At 70.0% G+C, this 21,630-nt stretch carries 16 protein-coding genes; 14 read left to right on the plus strand and 2 right to left on the minus strand.

Annotated elements, in window-relative coordinates:
• Window positions 1–138 precede the first annotated feature (138 nt).
• The 3 genes from BN159_RS36680 to BN159_RS36690 are packed head-to-tail and all read left to right on the plus strand — an operon-like array spanning window position 139 to window position 2,824.
• Entirely contained in the window at window positions 139–501 is a 363-nt protein-coding gene (locus tag BN159_RS36680) for a bifunctional 3-phenylpropionate/cinnamic acid dioxygenase ferredoxin subunit (RefSeq protein ID WP_041820391.1), read from the plus strand.
• Complete coding sequence (locus tag BN159_RS36685) at window positions 498–1,658, plus strand: NAD(P)/FAD-dependent oxidoreductase (RefSeq protein ID WP_106435815.1); 1,161 nt, start codon at window positions 498–500, stop codon at window positions 1,656–1,658. Before BN159_RS36680 ends, BN159_RS36685 begins: the two co-directional genes overlap by 4 nt.
• Before the next feature lie 35 nt (window positions 1,659–1,693).
• Window positions 1,694–2,824 carry an aromatic ring-hydroxylating oxygenase subunit alpha gene (locus tag BN159_RS36690; RefSeq protein ID WP_015662101.1) on the plus strand — a complete coding sequence of 377 codons (1,131 nt, stop codon included), beginning with the start codon at window positions 1,694–1,696 and terminating at the stop codon, window positions 2,822–2,824.
• Window position 2,825: 1 nt separating this feature from the next.
• Here the strand turns inward: BN159_RS36690 and BN159_RS36695 are convergent, their stop codons facing one another.
• On the minus strand, window positions 2,826–3,623 hold the full coding sequence (locus BN159_RS36695) for an IclR family transcriptional regulator (protein ID WP_015662102.1): 798 nt from the start codon (window positions 3,621–3,623) through the stop codon (window positions 2,826–2,828).
• A 150-nt stretch (window positions 3,624–3,773) separates the two neighbouring features.
• On the opposite strand from BN159_RS36695, the gene betA reads away from it, so the two are divergent.
• Window positions 3,774–5,444, plus strand: a complete 1,671-nt coding sequence (gene betA, locus BN159_RS36700; RefSeq protein ID WP_015662103.1) for a choline dehydrogenase — start codon at window positions 3,774–3,776, stop codon at window positions 5,442–5,444.
• A gap of 3 nt (window positions 5,445–5,447) precedes the next feature.
• A complete protein-coding gene (locus tag BN159_RS36705; RefSeq protein ID WP_015662104.1) occupies window positions 5,448–6,284 on the plus strand; it encodes a methylenetetrahydrofolate reductase in 837 nt (278 codons plus the stop codon).
• Between the two features lie 60 nt (window positions 6,285–6,344).
• Here the strand turns inward: BN159_RS36705 and purU are convergent, their stop codons facing one another.
• Window positions 6,345–7,217: a formyltetrahydrofolate deformylase gene (gene purU / locus BN159_RS36710; protein ID WP_015662105.1), complete on the minus strand. Its 873-nt coding sequence runs from the start codon at window positions 7,215–7,217 to the stop codon at window positions 6,345–6,347.
• Window positions 7,218–7,435: 218 nt separating this feature from the next.
• Here purU and BN159_RS36715 point away from each other — a divergent pair, with 218 nt between their 5' ends.
• The 9 genes from BN159_RS36715 to BN159_RS36755 all read left to right on the plus strand — a co-directional run bounded on the left by BN159_RS36715 (window position 7,436) and on the right by BN159_RS36755 (window position 21,614).
• On the plus strand, window positions 7,436–8,905 hold the full coding sequence (locus BN159_RS36715; protein ID WP_015662106.1) for an aldehyde dehydrogenase family protein: 1,470 nt from the start codon (window positions 7,436–7,438) through the stop codon (window positions 8,903–8,905).
• A 20-nt stretch (window positions 8,906–8,925) separates the two neighbouring features.
• Window positions 8,926–10,011: a quaternary amine ABC transporter ATP-binding protein gene (locus BN159_RS36720; protein ID WP_015662107.1), complete on the plus strand. Its 1,086-nt coding sequence runs from the start codon at window positions 8,926–8,928 to the stop codon at window positions 10,009–10,011.
• Window positions 10,011–12,014 (plus strand): ABC transporter permease, encoded by a 2,004-nt coding sequence (locus BN159_RS36725; protein ID WP_015662108.1) that lies wholly within the window; start codon window positions 10,011–10,013, stop codon window positions 12,012–12,014. The genes BN159_RS36720 and BN159_RS36725 overlap by 1 nt, the downstream gene beginning before the upstream one ends.
• A 13-nt stretch (window positions 12,015–12,027) precedes the next feature.
• On the plus strand, window positions 12,028–13,005 hold the full coding sequence (locus tag BN159_RS36730; protein WP_015662109.1) for an ABC transporter substrate-binding protein: 978 nt from the start codon (window positions 12,028–12,030) through the stop codon (window positions 13,003–13,005).
• A 181-nt stretch (window positions 13,006–13,186) separates the two neighbouring features.
• Window positions 13,187–15,625 (plus strand): GcvT family protein, encoded by a 2,439-nt coding sequence (locus tag BN159_RS36735; protein ID WP_015662110.1) that lies wholly within the window; start codon window positions 13,187–13,189, stop codon window positions 15,623–15,625.
• Between the two features lie 13 nt (window positions 15,626–15,638).
• Window positions 15,639–16,499: a bifunctional methylenetetrahydrofolate dehydrogenase/methenyltetrahydrofolate cyclohydrolase gene (locus BN159_RS36740; protein ID WP_015662111.1), complete on the plus strand. Its 861-nt coding sequence runs from the start codon at window positions 15,639–15,641 to the stop codon at window positions 16,497–16,499.
• Window positions 16,500–16,530: 31 nt separating this feature from the next.
• Window positions 16,531–17,763: a sarcosine oxidase subunit beta family protein gene (locus BN159_RS36745; protein WP_015662112.1), complete on the plus strand. Its 1,233-nt coding sequence runs from the start codon at window positions 16,531–16,533 to the stop codon at window positions 17,761–17,763.
• 19 nt (window positions 17,764–17,782) lie between these two features.
• A complete protein-coding gene (locus BN159_RS36750; RefSeq protein WP_015662113.1) occupies window positions 17,783–21,001 on the plus strand; it encodes a sarcosine oxidase subunit alpha family protein in 3,219 nt (1,072 codons plus the stop codon).
• Complete coding sequence (locus BN159_RS36755) at window positions 20,994–21,614, plus strand: sarcosine oxidase subunit gamma (RefSeq protein WP_015662114.1); 621 nt, start codon at window positions 20,994–20,996, stop codon at window positions 21,612–21,614. Before BN159_RS36750 ends, BN159_RS36755 begins: the two co-directional genes overlap by 8 nt.
• The last annotated feature ends 16 nt before the right edge of the window (window positions 21,615–21,630 follow it).

Consider the following 21,630-nt stretch of genomic DNA (forward strand, 5'->3'; position numbering starts at 1 on the left):
TGCGAGATAAGTTCTTCATGGCGCAACATGAAAATGGCGCTCGGAGCGCCCTCTGAACTTCTTGACAGGGGTTCGGGGCGACCCCAGACTGATGTTGCGCTTACCGCAATCCGTTTCGTTATACGCACCCGAGGTGTCATGATGATTCCCGCGTGCCGTCTTGCGGACCTTCCGCGAGGCGAGGCCCACCGGCTGGACATCGATCCGCCGGTCTCCGTGTTCCACACCGACGACGGCGAGCTCTTCGCGATCGACGACACCTGCACCCACCAGGACGCGTCGCTCGCCGACGGCTGGCTGGAGGGCTGCGAGGTGGAATGCCCGCTGCATGCTTCCAAGTTCGACCTGAGGACCGGCGCGGTCGACGCCCCGCCGGCCAAGCTGCCGGTCCGGACGCACGAAGTCGTGGTCGAGGACGGCACGGTCTACGTCCGGCTCTCCACGGACGCGCCCAACCTGCCGCCCTGCGTCGCCGCCCGGCTCGCCGGGGGGCCCGCGTGAGGACCGTCGCCGTGGTCGGCGCCTCACTGGCCGGCCTGTCGGCGGCGCGCTCCCTGCGCAAGCAGGGCTTCGACGGCCGGCTGGTCGTCATCGGGGACGAGCTCCACCGCCCGTACGACCGGCCCCCGCTCTCCAAGGAGTTCCTGGCCGGCGCACTCGGCGAGGCCGAACTCGCCCTGGAGGCGGCGGAGGAGGACCTCGGGGCCGAGTGGCTGCTCGGCGTCCGCGCCACCGGGCTCGACCATGCACGGCGTGCCGTGCGCCTGGCCGGCGGACGGGAGGTGCGGGCGGACGGCGTCGTCATCGCGACCGGCGCCGCGGCGCGCGCCCTGCCGGGATCGGAGGGCCTGGCCGGGGTGCACACCCTGCGCACCCTGGACGACGCCCGCGCCCTGCGGGACGAACTGGCCCGCGGCGGACGGCTGGTGGTGATCGGCGGCGGGTTCATCGGAGCCGAGGTCGCCTCCACCGCGTACGCCCTCGGGCTCGACGTGACCGTCGTGGAGGCGGCCCCGACACCGCTCGCCGGACCGCTCGGCGAGACCATGGGCGCGCTGGTCTCCGCACTCCACTCCGACCACGGCGTACGGCTGGTGTGCGGTGTCGCCGTCAAGGGGCTGAGCGGGGAGACCCGTGTCGACGCCGTCCTGCTGGAGGACGGTCGCGGCATCCCCGCCGACATCGTCGTCGTCGGTGTGGGCGCGCGCCCGAACGTGGAGTGGCTGGAAGGCTCCGGCATTGTCCTCGACAACGGCGTCAAGTGCGGCGCCGACGGCCGCACCAGCCTGGCCGGCGTGGTCGCGGTCGGCGACTGCGCCAACTGGTACGACCCGCGTGCCGGTCTCCATCGCCGCGTCGAGCACTGGACCGGCGCACGCGAACGCCCCGACGCCGCGGTCGCCACCCTGCTGGCGGGCGGTGCGGTGGAACCGGGTGTGCCCCGGCCGCCGTACTTCTGGTCGGACCAGTACGGCGTGAAGATCCAGTTCGCCGGTCACGCGGCCGGCGCGGACAGCGTCACCATCGAGGCGGGCAGCGCGGACGACCGCGATGTCCTCGCCGTCTACCGGCGGGCCGGCCGGCCCGTCGCCGTGCTCGGGATGAACCAGCCGCGGCTGTTCATGCGCGGGCGCAAGCAACTCGCCGCCACCGCGTGAATGACCCCTCCACGACGTTCTCCCGAGGAGTGCCAGTGACCTCGACCAGCCTGCCGGACAGCCTGATCGCCACTCTTCCCGGCTCCGCCTACACGGATCCCGGCATTTTCGCCCAGGAGCAGGAGCGCATATTCGAGACCATGTGGTTCTGCGTCGCCCGCGCCTCGGAGTTGGCGAAGCCCGGCGCCTTCCGCACCGTCGATGTGGGCCGGGAGAGCATCCTCGTCACCCGGGCGCGGGACAACAGCATCCGCGCCTACTTCAATGTGTGCCGTCACCGTGGGGCGCGGGTGTGCACGGAGGAGTCCGGCGAGGTCAAGCGGGCGTTCCAATGCCCGTACCACGCCTGGACGTACGACCTGAACGGGAAGCTGGTCGCGGCGCCCAATCTCACCAAGATGCCCGATGTGGGCCGTACCGAGTACGGGCTGGTGAGCGTGGCCGTGCGGGAATGGCTGGGCTATGTGTGGGTCTGCCTCGCGGAGGACCCGCCCTCCTTCGAGGAGGGGGTCATGGGCGAGGTCGTCGACCGGCTCGGTGATGTCGAGTCGATCGAGCACTACGGCATCGAGAATCTCTCCGTGGGCAGGCGGATCGTCTACGACGTGCGGGCGAACTGGAAGCTGATCATCGAGAACTTCATGGAGTGCTACCACTGCGCCACCATCCACCCCGAACTCACCGAGGTGCTGCCGGAGTTCGCGGACGGATACGCCGCCCAGTACTACGTGGGGCACGGCGCCGAGTTCGGCGAGGAGGTGCAGGGGTTCACGGTGGACGGTTCGCAGGGCCTTGACCGTATCCCGGGAGTGGCCGAGGACCAGGACCGCCGCTACTACGCGATCACCGTCCGGCCGCAGGTCTTCATCAATCTCGTGCCCGACCACGTGATCTTCCATCGGATGTATCCGGTGGCCGTGGACCGCACGGTGGTCGAGTGCGACTGGCTGTATCTGCCGCATGTCGTGGAGGGCGGCAAGGACGTCAGCCGGTCGGTGGAGTTGTTCCACCGGGTCAATCAGCAGGACTTCGACGCCTGCGAGCGCACCCAGCCCGGCATGAGTTCCCGTATGTACGCCAAGGGGGGAGTGCTGGTGCCCAGTGAGCACCACATCGGCGCGTTCCACAGCTGGGTGAACGAGCGCCTGGGCACCCCTCAGGGGTGACTCAGCCCAGGTAGCCCATCCGGTGGCTGATCTCCTCGGCGCCCTTGAGCAGGATCGGGGAGAGCTCGTGCAGCCGCTCCTCGGTGAGCCGGTACCCGGGTCCGGAAGCGCTGAGCGCCGCGATGACGTCGCCGTCCCGGTTGCGGACCGGGGCGGCCATCGCGTGCAGACCGATCTCCAGCTCCTCCAGCGTGTACGCGTAGCCCCGCTCGCGCGCCTCCGTGATGTTCTTCTCCAGCTTGGTCTTCGCGGTGATCGTGCGCGGGGTGACCTTCTTCATGCCGGCGGCACCCAGCAGGGCGGCGCGCTCCTTGGTGGGCATGTACGCCAGCAGGATCTTGCCGCTGGAGGTCGCGTGCAGCGGGGTCAGCTGGCCCACCCAGTTGTGCGCGGTGATGGCTCCCGGACCGCGCACCTGGTAGAGGTTGATCGCGTAGTGCTCCTGCATGACGGCGATGTTGACCGTCTCGCCGAGCTCCTCCGCGAGCCGCTCGCAGATCGGCCGGCCCTGCTGGGTGATGTCGATGCGGCCGGTGACCGCACCGGCCAGCCGGACGATGCCGAAGCCGAGCCGGTACTTGCCCCGCTCACCGGCCTGCTCCACCAGACCGCGCGCCTCCAGGGCGCCGAGCAACCGGAACGCGGTCGACTTGTGCACGTCGATCTCGCCCGCCACCTCGCTCACGCCCGCCTCGCCGCGCTGCGCGAGGATCTCCAGGACGCTGATGGCCCGATCCACCGACTGCACGCCGCCCGCGGATGAACTCGACGTTTCCGGGTCAGGGCTGTAGTTGCTCATAGTGAAACTATACGCGTAGTAAACAACTTCACTGCAAGTAACAGCACCGAAATCAAGATCTCGAAGTTGCGCTGTTCGCAACCTGGTGCGCATGGCGGGACCCGGACTAGCATGCCTCGCACATCTACACCGCGAGCGAGACGAGGCACCATGGCTCCTGTGCAGTACGACTTCGTCATCGTCGGCGGCGGGTCCGCCGGCAGCGCGCTGGCGAACCGGCTCTCCGCGGACCCGGGCAACCGGGTGCTGGTCCTGGAGGCGGGCAGGTCGGACTACCCGTGGGATGTCTTCATCCATATGCCCGCGGCGCTGACCTACCCGATCGGCAGCCGGTTCTACGACTGGAAGTACGAGTCCGAGCCCGAGCCCCACATGGGCGGCCGACGCGTCTACCACGCGCGCGGCAAGGTGCTCGGCGGCTCCAGCAGCATCAACGGCATGATCTTCCAGCGCGGCAACCCCATGGACTACGAGCGCTGGGCGGCCGACCCGGGCATGGAGACCTGGGACTACGCCCACTGCCTGCCGTACTTCCGGCGCATGGAGAACTGCCTGGCGGCCGACCCGGACGACGAGTTCCGCGGCCACGACGGCCCCCTCGTCCTCGAACGCGGCCCGGCGACGAACCCCCTCTTCGGCGCCTTCCTCAAGGCCACCGAGGAGGCCGGTTACGCGCCCACCGACGACGTCAACGGCTACCGGCAGGAGGGCTTCGCGAAGTTCGACCGCAACGTCCACCGGGGCCGCCGTCTGTCGGCCTCCAAGGCGTACCTCAAGCCCGCGATGAAGCGCCCGAATCTCACCGTCCGCACCCGCGCCCTGGTGACCCGCGTCCTGTTCGAGGGCAAGCGTGCCGTCGGTGTCGAGTACCGGCGCGGCCGGGGACCGCTCCAGCAGGTCCGTGCCGCGGAGGTCATCCTGTGCGGCGGCGCCATCAACTCCCCGCAGCTCCTCCAGCTCTCCGGCGTCGGCAACGCGGCCGAACTGCGCGCCCTGGGCATCGACGTCGTCCACGACCTCCCCGGTGTCGGCGAGAACATGCAGGACCATCTGGAGGTCTACGTCCAGTACGCGTGCAGGCAACCCGTCTCCATGCAGCCGTACATGGCGAAGTGGCGCGCCCCCTTCATCGGACTCCAGTGGCTGTTCCGCAAGGGCCCGGCCGCGACGAACCACTTCGAGGCCGGCGGCTTCGCCCGCAGCAACGAGGACGTCGACTACCCCAACCTGATGTTCCACTTCCTCCCGGTCGCGGTCCGCTACGACGGCTCCTCGCCGGCCGGCGGACACGGCTACCAGGTGCACGTCGGGCCCATGTACTCCGACGCCATCGGCTCGGTGAAGATCAAGAGCAAGGACCCGCGCGAACACCCGGCGCTGCGCTTCAACTACCTCTCCACCGAGCAGGACCGCCGCGAGTGGGTGGAGGCGATCCGGGTGGCCCGCAGGCTCCTCGACCAGCCGGCGCTCGCTCCCTACAACGGCGGGGAGATCTCGCCCGGCCCGAAGGTGGAGACCGACGAGGAGATCCTGGCCTGGGTCGCGAAGGAGGGCGAGACCGCCCTGCACCCGTCCTGCACATGCAAGATGGGCACCGATGAGCTGGCCGTCGTAGACCCCGCCAGCCTGCGGGTGCACGGCGTGCAGGGTCTGCGCGTGGTGGACGCGTCGGTGATGCCGTACGTCACCAACGGCAACATCTACGCTCCGGTCATGATGATCGCCGAGAAGGCCGCCGACCTGATCCTCGGCAAGGAACCGCTCGCGCCGTCGAAGGCCGCGTACTACCGCCATCGCGACGCCCAGAAGCAGACGGGGTAGGCGTTGGGCACCGCAGGGCTCAAGGCGCTGCTGCACCGCGTCCGTTACGAGGTGCTGCCCGCCAAGTCGACCGAGGACAAGGTCCTCGCCCATGTGCCGCGCGACGTCGTCGTCACCGTGACGGCGTCACCGGTCAAGGGCCTGGAACCGACCCTGGACCTCACCGCCCGGCTCGCGGCGCACGGCTACCGGGTCGTTCCGCATGTGCCGGCCCGGCTGCTCCGCGACGACCGGCACCTGAAGGAGGTCGCGGGCCGGCTCCGGGAGGCGGGCGTGGACGACGTCTTCGTCCCGGCCGGCGACGCCGACCCGCCGGCCGGGGGCTTCGAGGGGGCGCTTCCGGTGCTGCGCAGGCTGAGCGAGCTGGGCAGCCCCTTCGCCCGCGTCGGCGTCACCGGCTACCCCGAGAGCCATCCGCTCATCCACGACGACGTCACCATCCAGGCGATGTGGGACAAGCGCGCGTACGCCACCTACATCGTCAGCAATCTGTGCTTCGACCCGCGGGTGTTGGGGGAGTGGCTCGCTCGCATCCGGCGCCGGGACGTCGCCCTGCCGGTCCATGTGGGCGTCGCGGGCCCCGTGCAGCGGACGAAGCTGCTGGCGATGGCCACGAGGATCGGAGTGGGGGAGTCGACGCGCTTCCTGGCCAAGCACCCCGCGTGGTTCGCGCGTTTCGCGGCTCCGGGCGGGTACGCCCCCGAGCGGCTGCTGACCCGCACGCAGGAAGCCCTGACCGCACCCTCGGCGGGCGTGGCCGGTCTGCATGTGTTCACCTTCAACCAGATCGCCGAGACGGAGCGATGGCGCCGCGCACTGCTGGACCGGCTGGGTGGCTGAACCCGCGCCGTATACGACAAGGGCGGGACCGGAGTCCGGTCCCGCCCTCGGTGCGGTGGCTCAGCGGAAGATCACCGTGCGGTTGCCGTCCACCATCACGCGGCTCTCGCTGTGCCACTTCACCGCGTGCGCGAGCACCTGCGCCTCCACGTCCCGCCCGACCGTGACCAGTTCTCCCGGGTCCAGCGAGTGATCCACCCGGACCACGTCCTGCTCGATGATCTGACCCTCGTCCAGGTCCGGCGTCACATAGTGCGCCGTCGCCCCGACGAGCTTCACTCCGCGCTGGTAGGCCTGGTCGTAGGGGCGTGCGCCCTTGAAGCTGGGCAGGAAGGAGTGGTGGATGTTGATGGCGCGGCCCTCCAACTGCTTGCACAGGTCGTCGGAGAGGATCTGCATGTACCGGGCCAGGACCACCAGGTCGACGTCCAGTTCACGCACCAGCTCCAGCAGCCGCGCCTCGGCCTCGGGCTTGGTGTCCTTGGTCACCGGGATGTGGTGGAAGGGGATGCCGTAGGTCTCCGCGAGCCCCTCGAAGTCCCGGTGATTGGAGACGATCGCGGGGATCTCGATGTTGAGGGCGCCGGTGCGCCGACGGAACAGCAGGTCGTTCAGGCAGTGGCCGAACCTGGACACCATGATCAGCGTCCGGGTCGGCGTGGCCGCCTCGCTCAGGGCCCAGGAGATGGCGTAGGCCTGGGCGACGGGACCGAAGCGGCTGCGCAGACTCTCCAGGCCGGCGTCCGGATCGGAGACGTCGAAGTGGACCCGCATGAAGAAGCGGCCCTGAAGTCGGTCGTCGAACTGCTGGCTTTCCAGGATGTTTCCGGAGTTCCTGACGAGAAAGCCGCTCACGGCGTGCACCAGTCCCGCGCTGTCGGGACAGGAGAGGGTCAGGACGTACTCACGGCCGGGTTGGGGGCGAGGGGACATGCGCGGCCTCCGTCGGTGCGTATTGCACAACATGGTGAGCGATACGCAACATCGTCGGCTCGGTGCCGCTTGCGGTCAAGGGTGGGCGGGTAAAGGGGCGCATGGCGAAATCGTCATCCGCCGACCTCTTGACGCGGCTCTGTCCATTCGACACTGTGTTCCACCACAAGCAATCGGGTGCACGATGCGCAACGAATCCTCAGGGAAAGGCTCGTCGCGTGGCAGACCTGTATGTAGACGGCGAATGGCGGGAGCCGGTGGCCGGTGGGCACCGGGACATCCGATGTCCCGCCGACGGCACGCTCGCGACGACCGTCTCGGAAGGGACCCGCCCCGACGCCGAGGCCGCGATCGCGGCGGCCCGCCGGGCCTTCGACACGGGGCACTGGCCGGACACCCCCGAGCGCGAGCGCGGTGCGCTGCTGCTGCGCACCGCCGACATCATGGAGCGCGACGCGAAGGTCTTCGCCCGCGCCGAGTCCCTGGACACCGGCAAGCGGCTGGTGGAGAGCGAGTACGACATCGCCGACGTCGTCTCCTGCTTCCGCTACTACGGCGGCCTCGCGGGCACCGACGCGGGGCGGGCCATCGACACCGGACGGGACGACGCCGTGAGCCGGGTCGGGTACGAGCCGGTCGGTGTATGCGGCCTCATCACCCCCTGGAACTACCCGCTGCTGCAAGCCAGTTGGAAGGTCGCCCCGGCGCTGCTCGCCGGCAACACGATCGTCCTCAAGCCCAGCGAACTGACCCCCTCCACCTCCATCCTGCTGATGAAGGCACTGGAGGAGGCCGGGCTCCCGGCCGGCGTCGCGAACCTCGTCCTGGGCGCCGGACCCGCTGTCGGCGCACCGCTCTCCGAGCACCCGGCCGTGGACATGGTCTCCTTCACCGGGGGCCTGGAGACCGGCAAGCGGATCATGGCCACCGCCGCCGCGACCGTGAAGAAGGTCGCGCTGGAGCTCGGCGGCAAGAACCCCAACGTCGTCTTCGCCGACGCCGACTTCGAGACCGCCGTCGACTTCGCCCTCACCGCCGTGTTCCTGCACTCGGGCCAGGTCTGCTCGGCCGGCGCCCGGCTCATCGTCGAGGACTGTCTGCACGACCGCTTCGTCGACGAACTCGTGCGCCGCGCCCGGCAGATCCGCCTCGGCGGCCCCTTCGACCCCGACGCCGAGACCGGGGCGCTGATCTCCGCGCAGCACCTGGAGAAGGTCGAGGCATACGTCGCCGCAGGCCTCGCCGAGGGCGCCGTCCTGCGCTGCGGCGGCGCCCGGCCCGGCGATCCCGCCCTCGCGGACGGCCACTTCTACCTGCCCACCGTGCTCGACGAGTGCCGGCAGGACATGCGGGTGGTGCACGAGGAGTCCTTCGGACCCGTGCTCACCGTGGAGCGCTTCACCGACGAGGACGACGCCGTACGCATCGCCAATGACACCGAGTACGGACTCGCCGGGGCCGTGTGGACGCAGGACGCGGGCAAGGCCCAGCGGGTCGCCCGGCGGCTGCGCCACGGCACGGTGTGGATCAACGACTACCACCCCTATGTGCCGCAAGCGGAATGGGGTGGCTTCGGGCACTCGGGCGTGGGCCGGGAGCTGGGACCCACCGGACTGAACGAGTACCGAGAGCCCAAGCACATCTGGCAGAACATCCGTCCCCGGCCGCAGCACTGGTTCCGCGGCTGAACGCCGAAAGAAGGTCGAACATGACCACACAGACCGAGGTGCCGCAGCGGCGCGGCACGCCCCAGGACTCGGGCTCCACCCCGGTCATCTCCGTGCGCAGGCTGTGGAAGGTGTTCGGCCCGAAGGCCGACCAGGTGCCGGACTCCGAGGAACTGTGCGGCCTCACCCGCCGCGAGCTGATGGACCGTACCGGCTGCACCGCCGCCGTGCGCGACGTCCACTTCGACGTCTCGCCCGGCGAGGTCTTCGTCGTCATGGGCCTGTCCGGCTCCGGCAAGTCCACGCTGGTGCGCTGTCTCACCCGGCTGATCGAACCCACCGCGGGCGAGATCGTCTTCGAGGGCGAGGACATCCGCAAGGCCGACGCGGCGCGCCTGCGCGAGCTGCGGCGCCGCAAGTTCTCCATGGTCTTCCAGCACTTCGGTCTGCTGCCCCATCGACGCGTCGTCGACAACGTGGCGTTCGGGCTCGAGATCCGCGGCATGGGCAGGACCGACCGCGTCAAGCGGGCCCAGGAGGTCGTCGAGCTGGTCGGCCTCGCGGGCTACGAGAACTCCTACCCCGACCAGTTGTCCGGCGGCATGCAGCAACGCGTGGGCCTTGCCCGGGCGTTGGCCGGTGACCCCGATGTCCTCTTCTTCGACGAACCGTTCTCGGCGCTCGACCCGTTGATCCGCCGCGACATGCAGAACGAGGTCATCCGGCTGCACCACGAGGTCGGCAAGACGATGGTGTTCATCACCCACGACCTCTCCGAGGCCCTCAAACTCGGCGACCGCATCCTCATCATGCGCGACGGCAAGATGGTCCAGTGCGGCACCGGCGACGAACTCGTAGGAGCCCCGGCCGATGACTACGTCCGCGAGTTCGTCAAGGACGTGCCGCGCGGCGACGTGCTCACCCTGCGATGGATCATGCGCCCCGCCGAGGACGGCGACGAGCTGGACGGCCCCGAACTGGGCCCGGACGTCGTGGTGAAGGAGGCCACCCGGGTGGTCCTCTCGGCCGACAAGCCGGTCAAGGTCGTCGAGAACGGCGAGCTGCTGGGCATCGTCGGGGACGAGGAGATCCTCGGCGTCGTCGCCGGGCGCGAAGGCGGCGCATGATGACCGTCGCCATCGAGAAACCCCAGAAGACGGGCCCGGCCGAACCACCGGTGACCCCCGCCGAACAGATCCGCAAAATCAGCCGCTCCATGGTGATCGGCGCCATCCTGGTCGTCTGGCTGGTGCTGTTCGCCGTACTGCGCGGAAAGCAGACGCTCTCCCTTGCCGCGGCCGACCTCACCGATCTGCACCGGTGGATCAACGACCTCAACGACTCCATCGGCGCCAACCGCAATTCCAACCCGCTCTTCCTCTACTTCTTCAACGAGATCCGCCTCGTCATCGACACCCTGGTGACCTTCGTCCAGGAGCTGATCTCCCAGCCGACCGATGCCCGCCCGGTCCCGCAGATCGGCTGGCTCGGCGTCGTCGGCATCGCCGGCTATGTCTCCTGGGCCGTGGGCAACTGGCGTGTCGCGCTGCTGGCCGTGGCGGGCTTCACCTTCCTGGGCCTCCAGGGCCTGTGGCAGGAGAGCATGGACACCCTGGCGCTGACCCTCTCCGCGGTCTTCGTGGCGCTGCTGTTCGCGATCCCGCTGGGGGTGTGGGCGGGCCTGTCCGACCGGGTCAACCGGATCATCACGCCTCTGCTCGACTTCATGCAGACGATGCCGACCTTCGTCTATCTGGCCCCGCTCACGCTGTTCTTCCTCATCGGCGGCGCCTCCGCCACCATCGCCACCGTCATCTACGCGGCCCCGCCCGCGATCCGCATCACCGCGCACGCCATCCGCAACGTGCCGAAGACGACCGTGGAGGCGGCCGACTCGCTGGGCGCGACCCGACGGCAGTCCCTGCTGAAGGTCCTGCTGCCGATGTCCAAGCGGACCGTGGTGATGGGCGTCAACCAGACCATCATGGCCGCCCTGGCCATGGTGACCATCGCCGCCCTGATCGACGCCCCCGGCCTCGGCAAGACCGTCGTGCAGGCCCTCCAGTCGCTCGACGTCGGCACCGCCTTCAACGCGGGCCTCGCCATCGTCGTCATGGCGATCGTCCTGGACCGCGTCACCACGGCGGCGAGCGCCCGCGAGGAGGCCGCCCGGCGCTCGAAGAACCGCTTCCGGACCTGGCGCCGCCCCCTGCTGAGCGCGGGTGCGGCGGTCACCGCCGTCCTCGTCTACCTTTCGCACACCTACCTCTGGGCGGCGGAGTTCCCCGGCGAGGGCAGCACCGGCAGCGCCATCGCCGACGGGGCGGACTCGGTGACCACCTGGGCGCAGGACAACCTGTCCGGGATCACCAACGCCTTCCGCGACGCCATCACCAACGGTCTGCTCAACCCCTTCCAGACCCTGCTCACCGACTCTCCCTGGTGGCTCGTCGGCGCGGTGCTGATCGCGTTGGCCGTGGTGCTCGGCGGCCCCCGCTCGGGCATCACCACGGCCGTGTGCGTGAGCCTGCTGGTCGGCACCGGCCTGTGGTCGGACGGCATGACGACGCTGGCCTCGACGCTCGTCGCGACCGTGCTGGTGATGGTGCTCGGCCTCGTCTTCGGGGTGTGGATGGGGCGCAGCGCGCTGGTGGACCGGCTGATCCGGCCCAGCCTGGACGCGGCCCAGGTCATGCCGCCGTTCGTCTATCTCGTGCCCTTCCTCGCACTGTTCGGCGCCACCCGCTTCACGGCCATCGTCGCCGCCGTCGTCTACGCGGCACCCGTCGCCGTGAAGATCATCGCGGACGGGATCCGGGCCGTGCCCGCCACCACCGTGGAAGCGGCCACCTCCGCCGGGTGCAACACCTGGCAGATCATCACCAAGGTCCAGCTGCCGATGGCACGCAGCGCCCTGACCCTCGCGACCAACCAGGGCCTGATCTATGTGCTGTCGATGGTTGTGGTGGGCGGCCTGGTGGGAGCCGGCGCCCTCGGCTACGACGTCGTGGCCGGTTTCTCGCAGGGCCAGTTGTACGGGAAGGGGCTCGCCGCGGGGCTCGCCATCGTCCTTCTCGGTGTCATGTTCGACCGGATCACTCAGGCAGCGGCGCGGCGTACCAGCGCGTAAGGAGCGACTGACCATGGCAAGGCAAGCAAGACAGTGGCGAGTCGGCGCGGCCGGCATAGCGGTCCTCGGCCTCACCCTCACCGCCTGCGGTGGTGCGAAGGTCGGTGACAGCTCCTCGGACGCCGGTGGTTCCGGCAGTTCCGGCAAGTGCGGCACCTTCAACATCGCGGTCAACCCGTGGGTGGGCTACGAGGCCAACGCGGCGGTCATCGCGCACGTCGCGGAGAACGACCTCGGCTGCAAGGTCACCAAGAAGGACCTGAAGGAGGAGATCGCCTGGCAGGGCTTCGGCACCGGTGAGGTCGACGCCGTCGTGGAGAACTGGGGCCACGACGACCTGAAGAAGAAGTACATCACCGACCAGAAGACCGCCGTCGACGCCGGAGCCACCGGCAACGAAGGCCTCATCGGCTGGTACGTGCCGCCGTGGCTGGCCAAGGAGCACCCGGACATCCTCGACTGGAACAACCTCGACAAGTACGCGGCCGAGTTCAAGACCTCCGAGTCCGGAGGCAAGGGCCAACTCCTCGACGGCGACCCGTCGTTCGTCACCAACGACGAGTCGCTGGTGAAGAACCTGAAGCTGGACTACAAGGTCGTGTACGCGGGCAGCGAGACCGCGCTCATCCAGGCCTTCCGCAAGGCGGAGAAGGACAAGGAATGGGTGATCGGCTACTTCTACGAGCCGCAGTGGTTCATGTCCGAGGTGCCGCTGGAGAAGATCAAGCTGCCCGAGTACAAGGAGGGCTGCGACGCCGACCCGGAGAAGATCAGCTGCGACTACCCGGTGTACAAGCTGGACAAGATCGTCAGCGCGAAGTTCGCCAAGTCCGGCAGCCCGGCCTATGACCTGGTGAAGAACTTCACCTGGACCAACGACGACCAGAACGTCGTGGCGAAGTACATCGCGGTGGACAAGATGACGCCCGAGGCCGCGGCGGAGAAGTGGGTCGAGGCCAACCGCGACAAGGTGGAGGCCTGGATCAAGTAACCCCCTCTTCGATGCCCGGTGGGCGGTGCGCAGGGACACGCACCGCCCACCGGGCATCCCTGTTTTCCGGGCCGTTCTCCGACGTCAGCGCACCTCTTGACACCCACCTGGACGGCAGGCACATTGAGTTGCGCAACCTGAATCAGGTTGCGCACAAAGCAACTCGACCGGAGGTGCGGCGATGGCGGGACCCCGAGTGGTCATCATCGGAGCGGGAGTCGTGGGCGCGGCACTCGCGGACGAGATCTCCGCGCGAGGCTGGACCGAAGTGACCGTGGTCGACCAGGGTCCGCTCCCGGCCACCGGAGGATCCAGCTCGCACGCCCCGGGCCTGGTCTTCCAGACCAACTCCTCCAAGACCATGACCGAGTTGGCCCGCTACACGGTCGAGAAGTTCTGCTCCCTCGACGTCGACGGCAAGCCCTGCTTCCTCCAGGTCGGCGGCCTCGAAGTGGCGACCACGCCGGAGCGCCTGGCGGAACTGCACCGCCGCCACGGCTGGATCACCGCCTGGGGCGTCGAGTCCTGCATCCTGACCGCCGACGAATGCGTCGAGCAGCACCCGCTGGTGAACCGGGACAAGGTCCTCGGTGGTCTCCTGGTCCCGACCGACGGCCTCGCCAAGGCCGTACTCGCCGTAGAGGCGCAGATCCGCCGGGCCACCGGGCGCGGCGTCCGCTTCCTGCCCCGCCACGAGGTCCTCGACGTCCTGAAGGCCGACGGCGAGGTGACCGGCGTCCTGACCGACCAGGGCGAACTCCCCGCCGACATCGTCGTGTGCTGCGCCGGCATCTGGGGCCCGAGGATCGCCCGCATGGCGGGCATGAACCTGCCGCTGACCCCGCTCGCCCACCAACTCGCCTGGACCGGCCCCGTACCGGCCCTCGCCGGCCAGACGCAGGAGGCCGTCCGCCCGATCCTGCGCCACCAGGACGCCGATCTCTACTACCGCGACCGCTTCGACGGCATCGGCATCGGCTACTACGGCCACCGCCCGATGCCGATCTCCGCGGACGACATCCTCTCCGTGGACGAGGCGGCCCAGATGCCGTCCGTCCTGAAGTTCACCGAGGAGGACTTCGAGCCGGCCTGGGCCGAGACCCAGTCCCTGCTCCCCGCTACGCAGGAGGCGAAGGTCGAGGAGGGCATCAACGGCCTGTTCTCCTTCACCACCGACAACTTCCCGCTCCTCGGTGAGTCCCCGGACGTCAAGGGCTTCTGGGTCGCCGAGGCCGTCTGGGTCACCCACTCCGCGGGCGTCGGCCGGGCCATGGCCGAATGGCTGGTCGACGGCCACTGCTCGTCCTTCGACCTGCACGAGTGCGACGTCAACCGCTTCGAGCCGCACCAGCTGGCCCCGGAGTACGTCCTGGCCCGCGACTGCCAGAACTTCGTCGAGGTCTACGACATCCTCCACCCCCTCCAGCCGTCCGGCGACCCGCGCCCGATCCGCACCAGCCCCTTCCACGCCCGCCAGCAGGAGCACGGCGCCTTCTTCCTGGAGGCGAACGGCTGGGAGCGCCCGCACTGGTACGAGGCCAACGCGCCGCTGGTCGAGGGCCGTTCCATCCCCACCCCCAACGACTGGGCCGCGCAGTTCTGGTCGCCCATCGTCGGCGCGGAGGCCCAGGCCACCCGTGAGACCGTCGCGATGTACGACATGACCGCCCTCAAGCGCCTGGAGGTCAGCGGCCCCGCAGCCGCCGAGTTCCTGGAGCGCCTGTGCACCGGCAAGGTCGCCAAGTCCGTCGGCTCGGTCACGTACACGCTGCTGCTGGACCACGACGGCGGCATCCGCAGCGACATCACGGTGGCCCGCCTGGCGCGTGATGTGTTCCAGGTCGGCGCCAACGGCAACCTCGACCTCGACTGGTTCACCCGCCACCTCCCCGCCGACGGCACCGTCCAGGTCCGCGACATCACGCCGGGCACCTGCTGCGTCGGCCTGTGGGGCCCGCTGGCCCGCAAGGTCCTCCAGCCCCTGACGGACGAGGACTTCTCCAACGAGGGCCTGAAGTACTTCCGCGCCAAGCGCGCCTACGTCGGCAGCGTCCCGGTGACGGCGATGCGGCTGTCGTACGTCGGTGAACTCGGCTGGGAGCTGTACACCACCGCCGATCAGGGACAGAAACTCTGGGACACCCTCTGGCAGGCGGCGCGGCCGCTCGGCGGCGTCGTCGCCGGGCGCGGCGCCTTCAACAGCCTCCGCCTGGAGAAGGGTTACCGCTCCTTCGGCACCGACATGACCTACGAGCACGACCCCTACGAGGCGGGCGTCGGCTTCGCCGTCAAGCTCGACAAGGGCGACTTCATCGGCAAGGCGGCGCTGGAGCGCCGCAAGTCCGCCGTCCGGCGCAGGCTGACCTGCCTCACCGTGGACGACCCGCACTCGGTCGTCCTCGGCAAGGAGCCGGTCTACGACGGCGACCGGGCGGTCGGTTACGTCACCAGCGCCGCCTACGGCTACACCATCGGCAAGGGCATCGCCTACGCCTGGCTCCCGACGGAACTCACCGCCCCCGGCACCACCGTGCACATCGGCTACTTCGACCGGCGCATCGAGGCGGTGGTGGCCGAGGAGCCCCTGTTCGACCCCACCATGTCCCGTCTCCGTGGCTGACCGGGGGAAGCCGATGACCGCGCAGACACTCGACGGCAGGGCGACCGCCGCCGCGATACGCCGCGAACTCGCCGAGCGCGTGGCCAAGTCGACCGCCACCACCGGCCGCCCACCGGGCCTCGGCACCGTGCTGGTCGGCGACGACCCGGGCAGCCACGCCTACGTCGCCGGCAAGCACCGCGACTGTGCCCAGGTGGGCATCGCCTCCATCCGCCGGGACCTGCCCGCCGACGCCTCCCAGCGCCAGGTCGAGGACACGATCGACGAGCTGAACGCCGACCCGGACTGCACCGGCTACATCGTCCAACTCCCGCTCCCGCACCACCTGGACGCGGGCGCCGTACTCGAACGCATGGACCCGGCCAAGGACGCCGACGGACTGCACCCCGTCAACCTCGGCCGCCTCACCCTGGGCGTCGATGCTCCACTGCCGTGCACCCCGCGCGGCATCGTCGAACTGCTCCGCCGCCACGACGTACCCCTCGCCGGAGCACGCGTCTGCGTGATCGGCCGGGGCGTCACCGTGGGCCGCCCGCTCGGCCTCCTCCTCACCCGCCGCTCCGAGAACTCCACCGTCACCTTGTGCCACACCGGCACCAAGGGCCTGGCCTGGCATGTACGCGAGGCCGACATCGTGGTGGCCGCCGCCGGCTCGCCCGGACTGATCACCAAGGACATGCTCCGCCCCGGCGCGGCCGTCCTGGACGTCGGCATCACCCGCACCGACGACGGCCTGGTCGGCGACGTCCACCCGGACGCCGCTCAGGTCGCCGGATGGCTCGCGCCCATGCCCGGCGGCGTGGGCCCCATGACCCGGGCGATGCTGCTGGCCAACGTCGTCGAGGCCGCCGAGAGGAACGCGAACACCGTATGAACCTGTCCCTGCCCCACGACGGAGACGCCCGATGAGCCCCCGCACCCCCGGCGCCGACCTCCCCGACCACCCCGACTTCCTGTGGCGTACCCCCGACCCGAAGCGGTCGTACGACGTGGTGATCGTCGGCGGCGGCGGACACGGCCTCGCCACCGCGCACTACCTCGCCAGGAACCACGGCATCACCAATGTCGCGGTGCTGGAGAAGGGCTGGCTCGCGGGCGGCAACATGGCCCGCAACACCACGATCATCCGCTCCAACTACCTGTGGGACGAGAGCGCAGGCATCTACGAGCACGCGCTCAAGCTCTGGGAGGGCCTGGCCGAGGAGCTGGACTACCCGATCCTCTTCTCCCAGCGAGGCGTGCTGAACCTCGCCCACAGCCTCCAGGACGTCCGCGACAGTGTGCGCCGAGTGGAGGCGAACCGCCTCAACGGCGTGGACGCGGAGTGGCTCGACGCGGAGGGCGTGCGCGAGGTCTGCCCGATCGTCAACATCTCCCCGGACGTGCGCTACCCGGTCCTGGGCGCCACGTACCAGCCCCGCGCCGGTATCGCCAAGCACGACTACGTGGCCTGGGGCCTGGCCCGCTCGGCGGACGCGGCGGGCATCGACATCATCCAGAACTGCGAGGTCACGGGCCTGGACGTGGTCGCCGGCCGAGTGACCGGAGTCCGGACGAATCTGGGCCCGATCGCGGCGGGCAAGGTGGCCCTGTGCTCGGCGGGCCACACCTCGGTCCTGGCGGCCATGGCCGGCATCGAACTCCCCCTCCAGAGCCACCCGTTGCAGGCCCTGGTCTCGGAGCTGCTGGAACCGGTCCACCCGACGGTCGTCATGTCCAACGCGGTCCATGTGTACGTCAGCCAGGCCCACAAGGGCGAGTTGGTGATGGGCGCCGGCATCGACGCGTACAACTCCTACACCCAGCGCGGCGCCTTCCACATCATCGAGGAGCAGATGTCGGCGGCCCTGGAGCTGTTCCCGGTCTTCGCCCGCGCCCACGTCCTGCGCACCTGGGGCGGCATCGTCGACGTCAGCCCCGACGCCTCACCGATCATCGGCCTCACCCCGGTGGACAACCTCTACCTCAACTGCGGCTGGGGAACGGGCGGTTTCAAGGCCACGCCGGGCGTCGGCTGGGTCTACGCCGACACGATCGCCAACGACACCCCGCACGCCCTCAACGCTCCCTTCTCGCTCGACCGTTTCACCACCGGCGCGCTCGTCGACGAGCACGGCGCGGCTGCGGTGGCCCACTAGGACGTTCTGGAGCCGATCCATGCTGCTCATCCCCTGCCCGTGGTGCGGGCCCCGCGACGAGGCCGAGTTCCACTACGGCGGCCAGGCACACGTTCCGTACCCGGAGGACCCCGCATCCCTCACCGACGAGGACTGGTCCCGCTACCTCTTCTTCCGAGCCAACCCCAAGGGCCCCTTCGCCGAGCGCTGGACCCACACAGCAGGCTGCCGCCGCTGGTTCAACGCGCTACGAGACACCTCGACGAACGAGATCCTGACGGTGTACAGGACAGGGGAGGAACGCCCACCGACACCAGAACCGAGGCCGGTATTTCCAGCCCGTCCGGCGTTCGAGGACGAGGCCCCTTCAGGGCCGACGGGGGTCCAGGGGGCGGAGCCCCTTCAGGATGGGACGGGTAGGGGCGGCGGGGGCGAGACTCAGCCGTTCCGCCACGCGACCCGCGGCCGCATCGACCGCGACACCCCCCTCACCTTCACCTTCGACGGCACCGAGTACCAGGGCTACCGCGGCGACACCCTCGCCTCCGCACTGCTGGCGAACGGCGTCATCCAGACCGGCACCAGCATCAAACTCGGCCGCCCCCGAGGCATCTTCTCCGCAGGCGTCGAAGAACCCAACGCGGTCATCCAGATCGAGGAACCCTTCCCCGAGCCGATGCTGCCCGCAACGACCGTCGAGCTGTACGACGGCCTCGTGGCCACCAGCCTCTCCGGCCAGGGCCGCCTCGCCACCACCCCCGACCCCGCCCGCTACGACGCCGCACACGCCCACTGCGACCTGCTGATCGTCGGCGCAGGCCCCGCCGGCCTCGCCGCGGCGACCGCCGCAGTGAACACCGGCGCCCGAGTCATCCTCGCCGACGACCAGCCACACCCCGGCGGCAGCCTCCTGTCCACGGCCGAACACCTCGACTGGGTACAGGAGATCACCGCCCGACTGGCCGATGCCCCCGAGGTCCGAGTGCTGCCCCGCACGACCGTCTTCGGCCACTACGACGACAACCACCTCCTCGCCGTCGAACGCCGCACCAACCACCTCGGCGCCGCAGCCCCGGAAAACGTCTCCCGCGAACGCGTCTGGCGCATCCGAGCCCGCAGAGTCGTCCTCGCCACCGGCGCTCACGAACGCTCACTCGCCTTCGCGGACAACGACCGCCCCGGAGTGATGCTGGCCTCCTCGGCCCGCGCCCACGTCAACCGGCACGGCGCCCTGCCCGGCCGCCACGCGGTCGTCTTCACGACCAATGACAGTGCCTATGCGGCGGCGCTGGACCTGGCCGGGGCCGGCCTCGCCATCACGGCGATCGTCGACACCCGCCCCGCACCGGGGGAGTGGGCCGACCGCGCGAGGGCAGTCGGCATCGAGGTACTGCCCGGCCACGCCGTCACCGCCACGGAAGGCGACCCACGCCTCTCCACCGTCACCGTCGCCCCGTACGGAGAGTCCGCCGGACGGCGCCAGTTCGCCGCCGACCTGCTGCTGGTCTCCGGCGGCTGGAACCCGGTGACACACCTGTTCAGCCAGTCCGGCGGCAAGCTCCGCCACGACGAAGCCCTGGGCTCCTTCGTCCCCGACACCTGCCGTCAGCAGGTCGAGGTCGCGGGCAGTGCGAGCGGCACCCTCGACCTGGCGACGGTCCTGGCACAGGGCGCGGCGGCCGGTGCGCGCGCCGTCGAGGCCGAGGGATACCGGCCCGGGACGCCGAGCCTCCCGCAGGTACCCGCGCAGCCGCGGCAGACGCCACCCATGCACGTGTACGTCGTCCCGGGCGGCACCGCCAACGCCCCCCGCTTCGTGGACCTCCAACGCGACGTCACCGTCGCCGACTTGGCCCGCGCGACCGGCGCCGGCCTGCACTCGGTCGAGCACACCAAGCGCTACACCACCGCCGGCACCGCCAACGACCAGGGCAAGACCTCAGGCGTCCTGGCCGGCGGCGTGGTGGCCGAACTGCTCGGCGTGGACATCTCCGCGCTCGGCACCACCACGTTCCGCCCGCCGTACACCCCGGTCTCCTTCGCAGCCCTCGCGGGCCGCGACCGAGGCGCGCTGAGCGACCCGGTCCGCACCACGGCCATCCACGAGTGGCATGTCGCGCACGGCGCCCTCTTCGAGAACGTCGGCCAGTGGAAGCGCCCCTGGTACTACCCGCAGGACGGCGAGGACATGGCAGCCGCGGTGCTGCGCGAGTGCCGGACCACCCGAGAGAGCGTCGGCTTCATGGACGCCTCCACCCTCGGCAAGATCGACGTACAGGGTCCGGACGCCGGCATCTTCCTGGACCGGCTCTACACCAACATGATGAGCACCCTGAAGGTCGGCATGATCCGCTACGGCGTCATGTGCCGCCCGGACGGCATGGTCTTCGACGACGGCACCGTCATGCGCGTCGCCCAGGACCGCTTCCTCACCACCACGACGACGGGCAACGCCGCCGCCGTACTGGACTGGATGGAGGAGTGGCTCCAGACCGAGTGGCCCGAGCTGAAGGTCCACTGCACATCGGTGACCGAGCAGTGGGCGACGGTCGCCCTCGTGGGCCCGAAGTCCCGCGAGGTGCTCGGCTCGCTGGCGCCCGAACTGGCCGTCGCCAACGAGGACTTCCCCTTCATGGCCTGGCGCGGGACGACCGTCGCCGGCATCGAGGCCCGGGTCTGCCGGATCAGCTTCTCCGGCGAACTCGCCTACGAGATCAATGTGTCACCGTGGCACGCCCTCGCCCTCTGGGAGGCCGTGCACGAGGCCGGTGCCCCGTACGGCATCACCCCGTACGGCACGGAGACGATGCACGTCCTGCGGGCCGAGAAGGGCTACCCGATCATCGGCCAGGACACCGACGGCACGGTCACCCCCCAGGACCTCGGCATGAGTTGGGTGGTGTCGAAGAAGAAGCGGGACTTCATCGGCAAGCGGTCCCACGCCCGGGCGGACACCGCCCGCCCCGACCGCAAACACCTGGTCGGCCTCCTCCCCGACGACCCGGGAACCTTCCTCCCGGAGGGCACCCACCTGATCGCCGACGGTGTGCCGCTGACACCACCGGTCCCCATGCTCGGCCATGTCACGTCCAGCTACCGCAGCGCGGCGCTCGGCCGCACCTTCGCACTCGCCCTGATCAAGGGCGGCCGTGACCGCATCGGCGAGCGGCTGTACGCACCCGTGGGCGACCGGCTGGTTCCAGTCACCGTCGCAAGCCCCGTCCTCTACGACCCCGAGGGAGCCCGCCGCGATGGCTGAGACCGCCCCCACTGTCCTTGCCGCCCCTACCGTGCCGCTCCGCAGCCCGCTGTCGCACGTCGCCGGCCGTCTGGCCGCCGCGACCCGCACCTCCGGGGGCGCGATCCGGCTGGCCGAACTCCCCTTCCTGGCCCAGCTCAACGTGCGCCTCGACGCCAAGGGGGCGGCGGCGGAGGCCGTCGGTCTTGCGCTGGACCTCCAGCTGCCCCTCCAGCCGAACACCGTCGTCCGCGCGGGGGAGTCGACCGCGCTGTGGCTCGGCCCGGACGAGTGGCTGCTGGTCGCACCGCCGGGCAGTGAGCGGGACCTGGAGAGCCGGATCAGGGAGGCCGCGGGGACCGAGCCCGTCGCCGTCGTCGACGTCTCCGCGCAGCGCACCACACTTCTCGTCTCCGGCCCCCGTGCCCGCGACCTGCTGTCCCACGGCTGCTCGCTGGACCTGCACCCACGCGCGTTCGGCCCTGGACGCTGCGCCCAGACGACCCTGGGCCGCACCCAGGTCGTCCTGGTCGCCCGGGACGATCCCAGGGCCGGGTTCTGGGTCCTGGTGCGCTCGACCTTCGCCGGCTATCTGACGGACTGGTTGCTCGACGCGGCGACGGAATACATCTGACGGTCGCTGCCGTGCC

The sequence above is a fragment of the Streptomyces davaonensis JCM 4913 genome, from assembly GCF_000349325.1.
Lineage (GTDB): Bacteria > Actinomycetota > Actinomycetes > Streptomycetales > Streptomycetaceae > Streptomyces > Streptomyces davaonensis.

Excerpts from the sequence above, each read along its gene's own strand:
- BN159_RS36680 (WP_041820391.1), top strand. The coding sequence starts at position 139 with ATGATGATTCCCGCGTGCCGTCTTGCGGACCTTCCGCGAGGCGAGGCC.
- BN159_RS36695 (WP_015662102.1), bottom strand. The coding sequence starts at position 3,623 with ATGAGCAACTACAGCCCTGACCCGGAAACGTCGAGTTCATCCGCGGGC.
- betA (WP_015662103.1), top strand. The coding sequence starts at position 3,774 with ATGGCTCCTGTGCAGTACGACTTCGTCATCGTCGGCGGCGGGTCCGCC.
- purU (WP_015662105.1), bottom strand. The coding sequence starts at position 7,217 with ATGTCCCCTCGCCCCCAACCCGGCCGTGAGTACGTCCTGACCCTCTCC.
- BN159_RS36720 (WP_015662107.1), top strand. The coding sequence starts at position 8,926 with ATGACCACACAGACCGAGGTGCCGCAGCGGCGCGGCACGCCCCAGGAC.
- BN159_RS36725 (WP_015662108.1), top strand. The coding sequence starts at position 10,011 with ATGACCGTCGCCATCGAGAAACCCCAGAAGACGGGCCCGGCCGAACCA.
- BN159_RS36730 (WP_015662109.1), top strand. The coding sequence starts at position 12,028 with ATGGCAAGGCAAGCAAGACAGTGGCGAGTCGGCGCGGCCGGCATAGCG.
- BN159_RS36735 (WP_015662110.1), top strand. The coding sequence starts at position 13,187 with ATGGCGGGACCCCGAGTGGTCATCATCGGAGCGGGAGTCGTGGGCGCG.
- BN159_RS36740 (WP_015662111.1), top strand. The coding sequence starts at position 15,639 with ATGACCGCGCAGACACTCGACGGCAGGGCGACCGCCGCCGCGATACGC.
- BN159_RS36745 (WP_015662112.1), top strand. The coding sequence starts at position 16,531 with ATGAGCCCCCGCACCCCCGGCGCCGACCTCCCCGACCACCCCGACTTC.
- BN159_RS36750 (WP_015662113.1), top strand. The coding sequence starts at position 17,783 with ATGCTGCTCATCCCCTGCCCGTGGTGCGGGCCCCGCGACGAGGCCGAG.
- BN159_RS36755 (WP_015662114.1), top strand. The coding sequence starts at position 20,994 with ATGGCTGAGACCGCCCCCACTGTCCTTGCCGCCCCTACCGTGCCGCTC.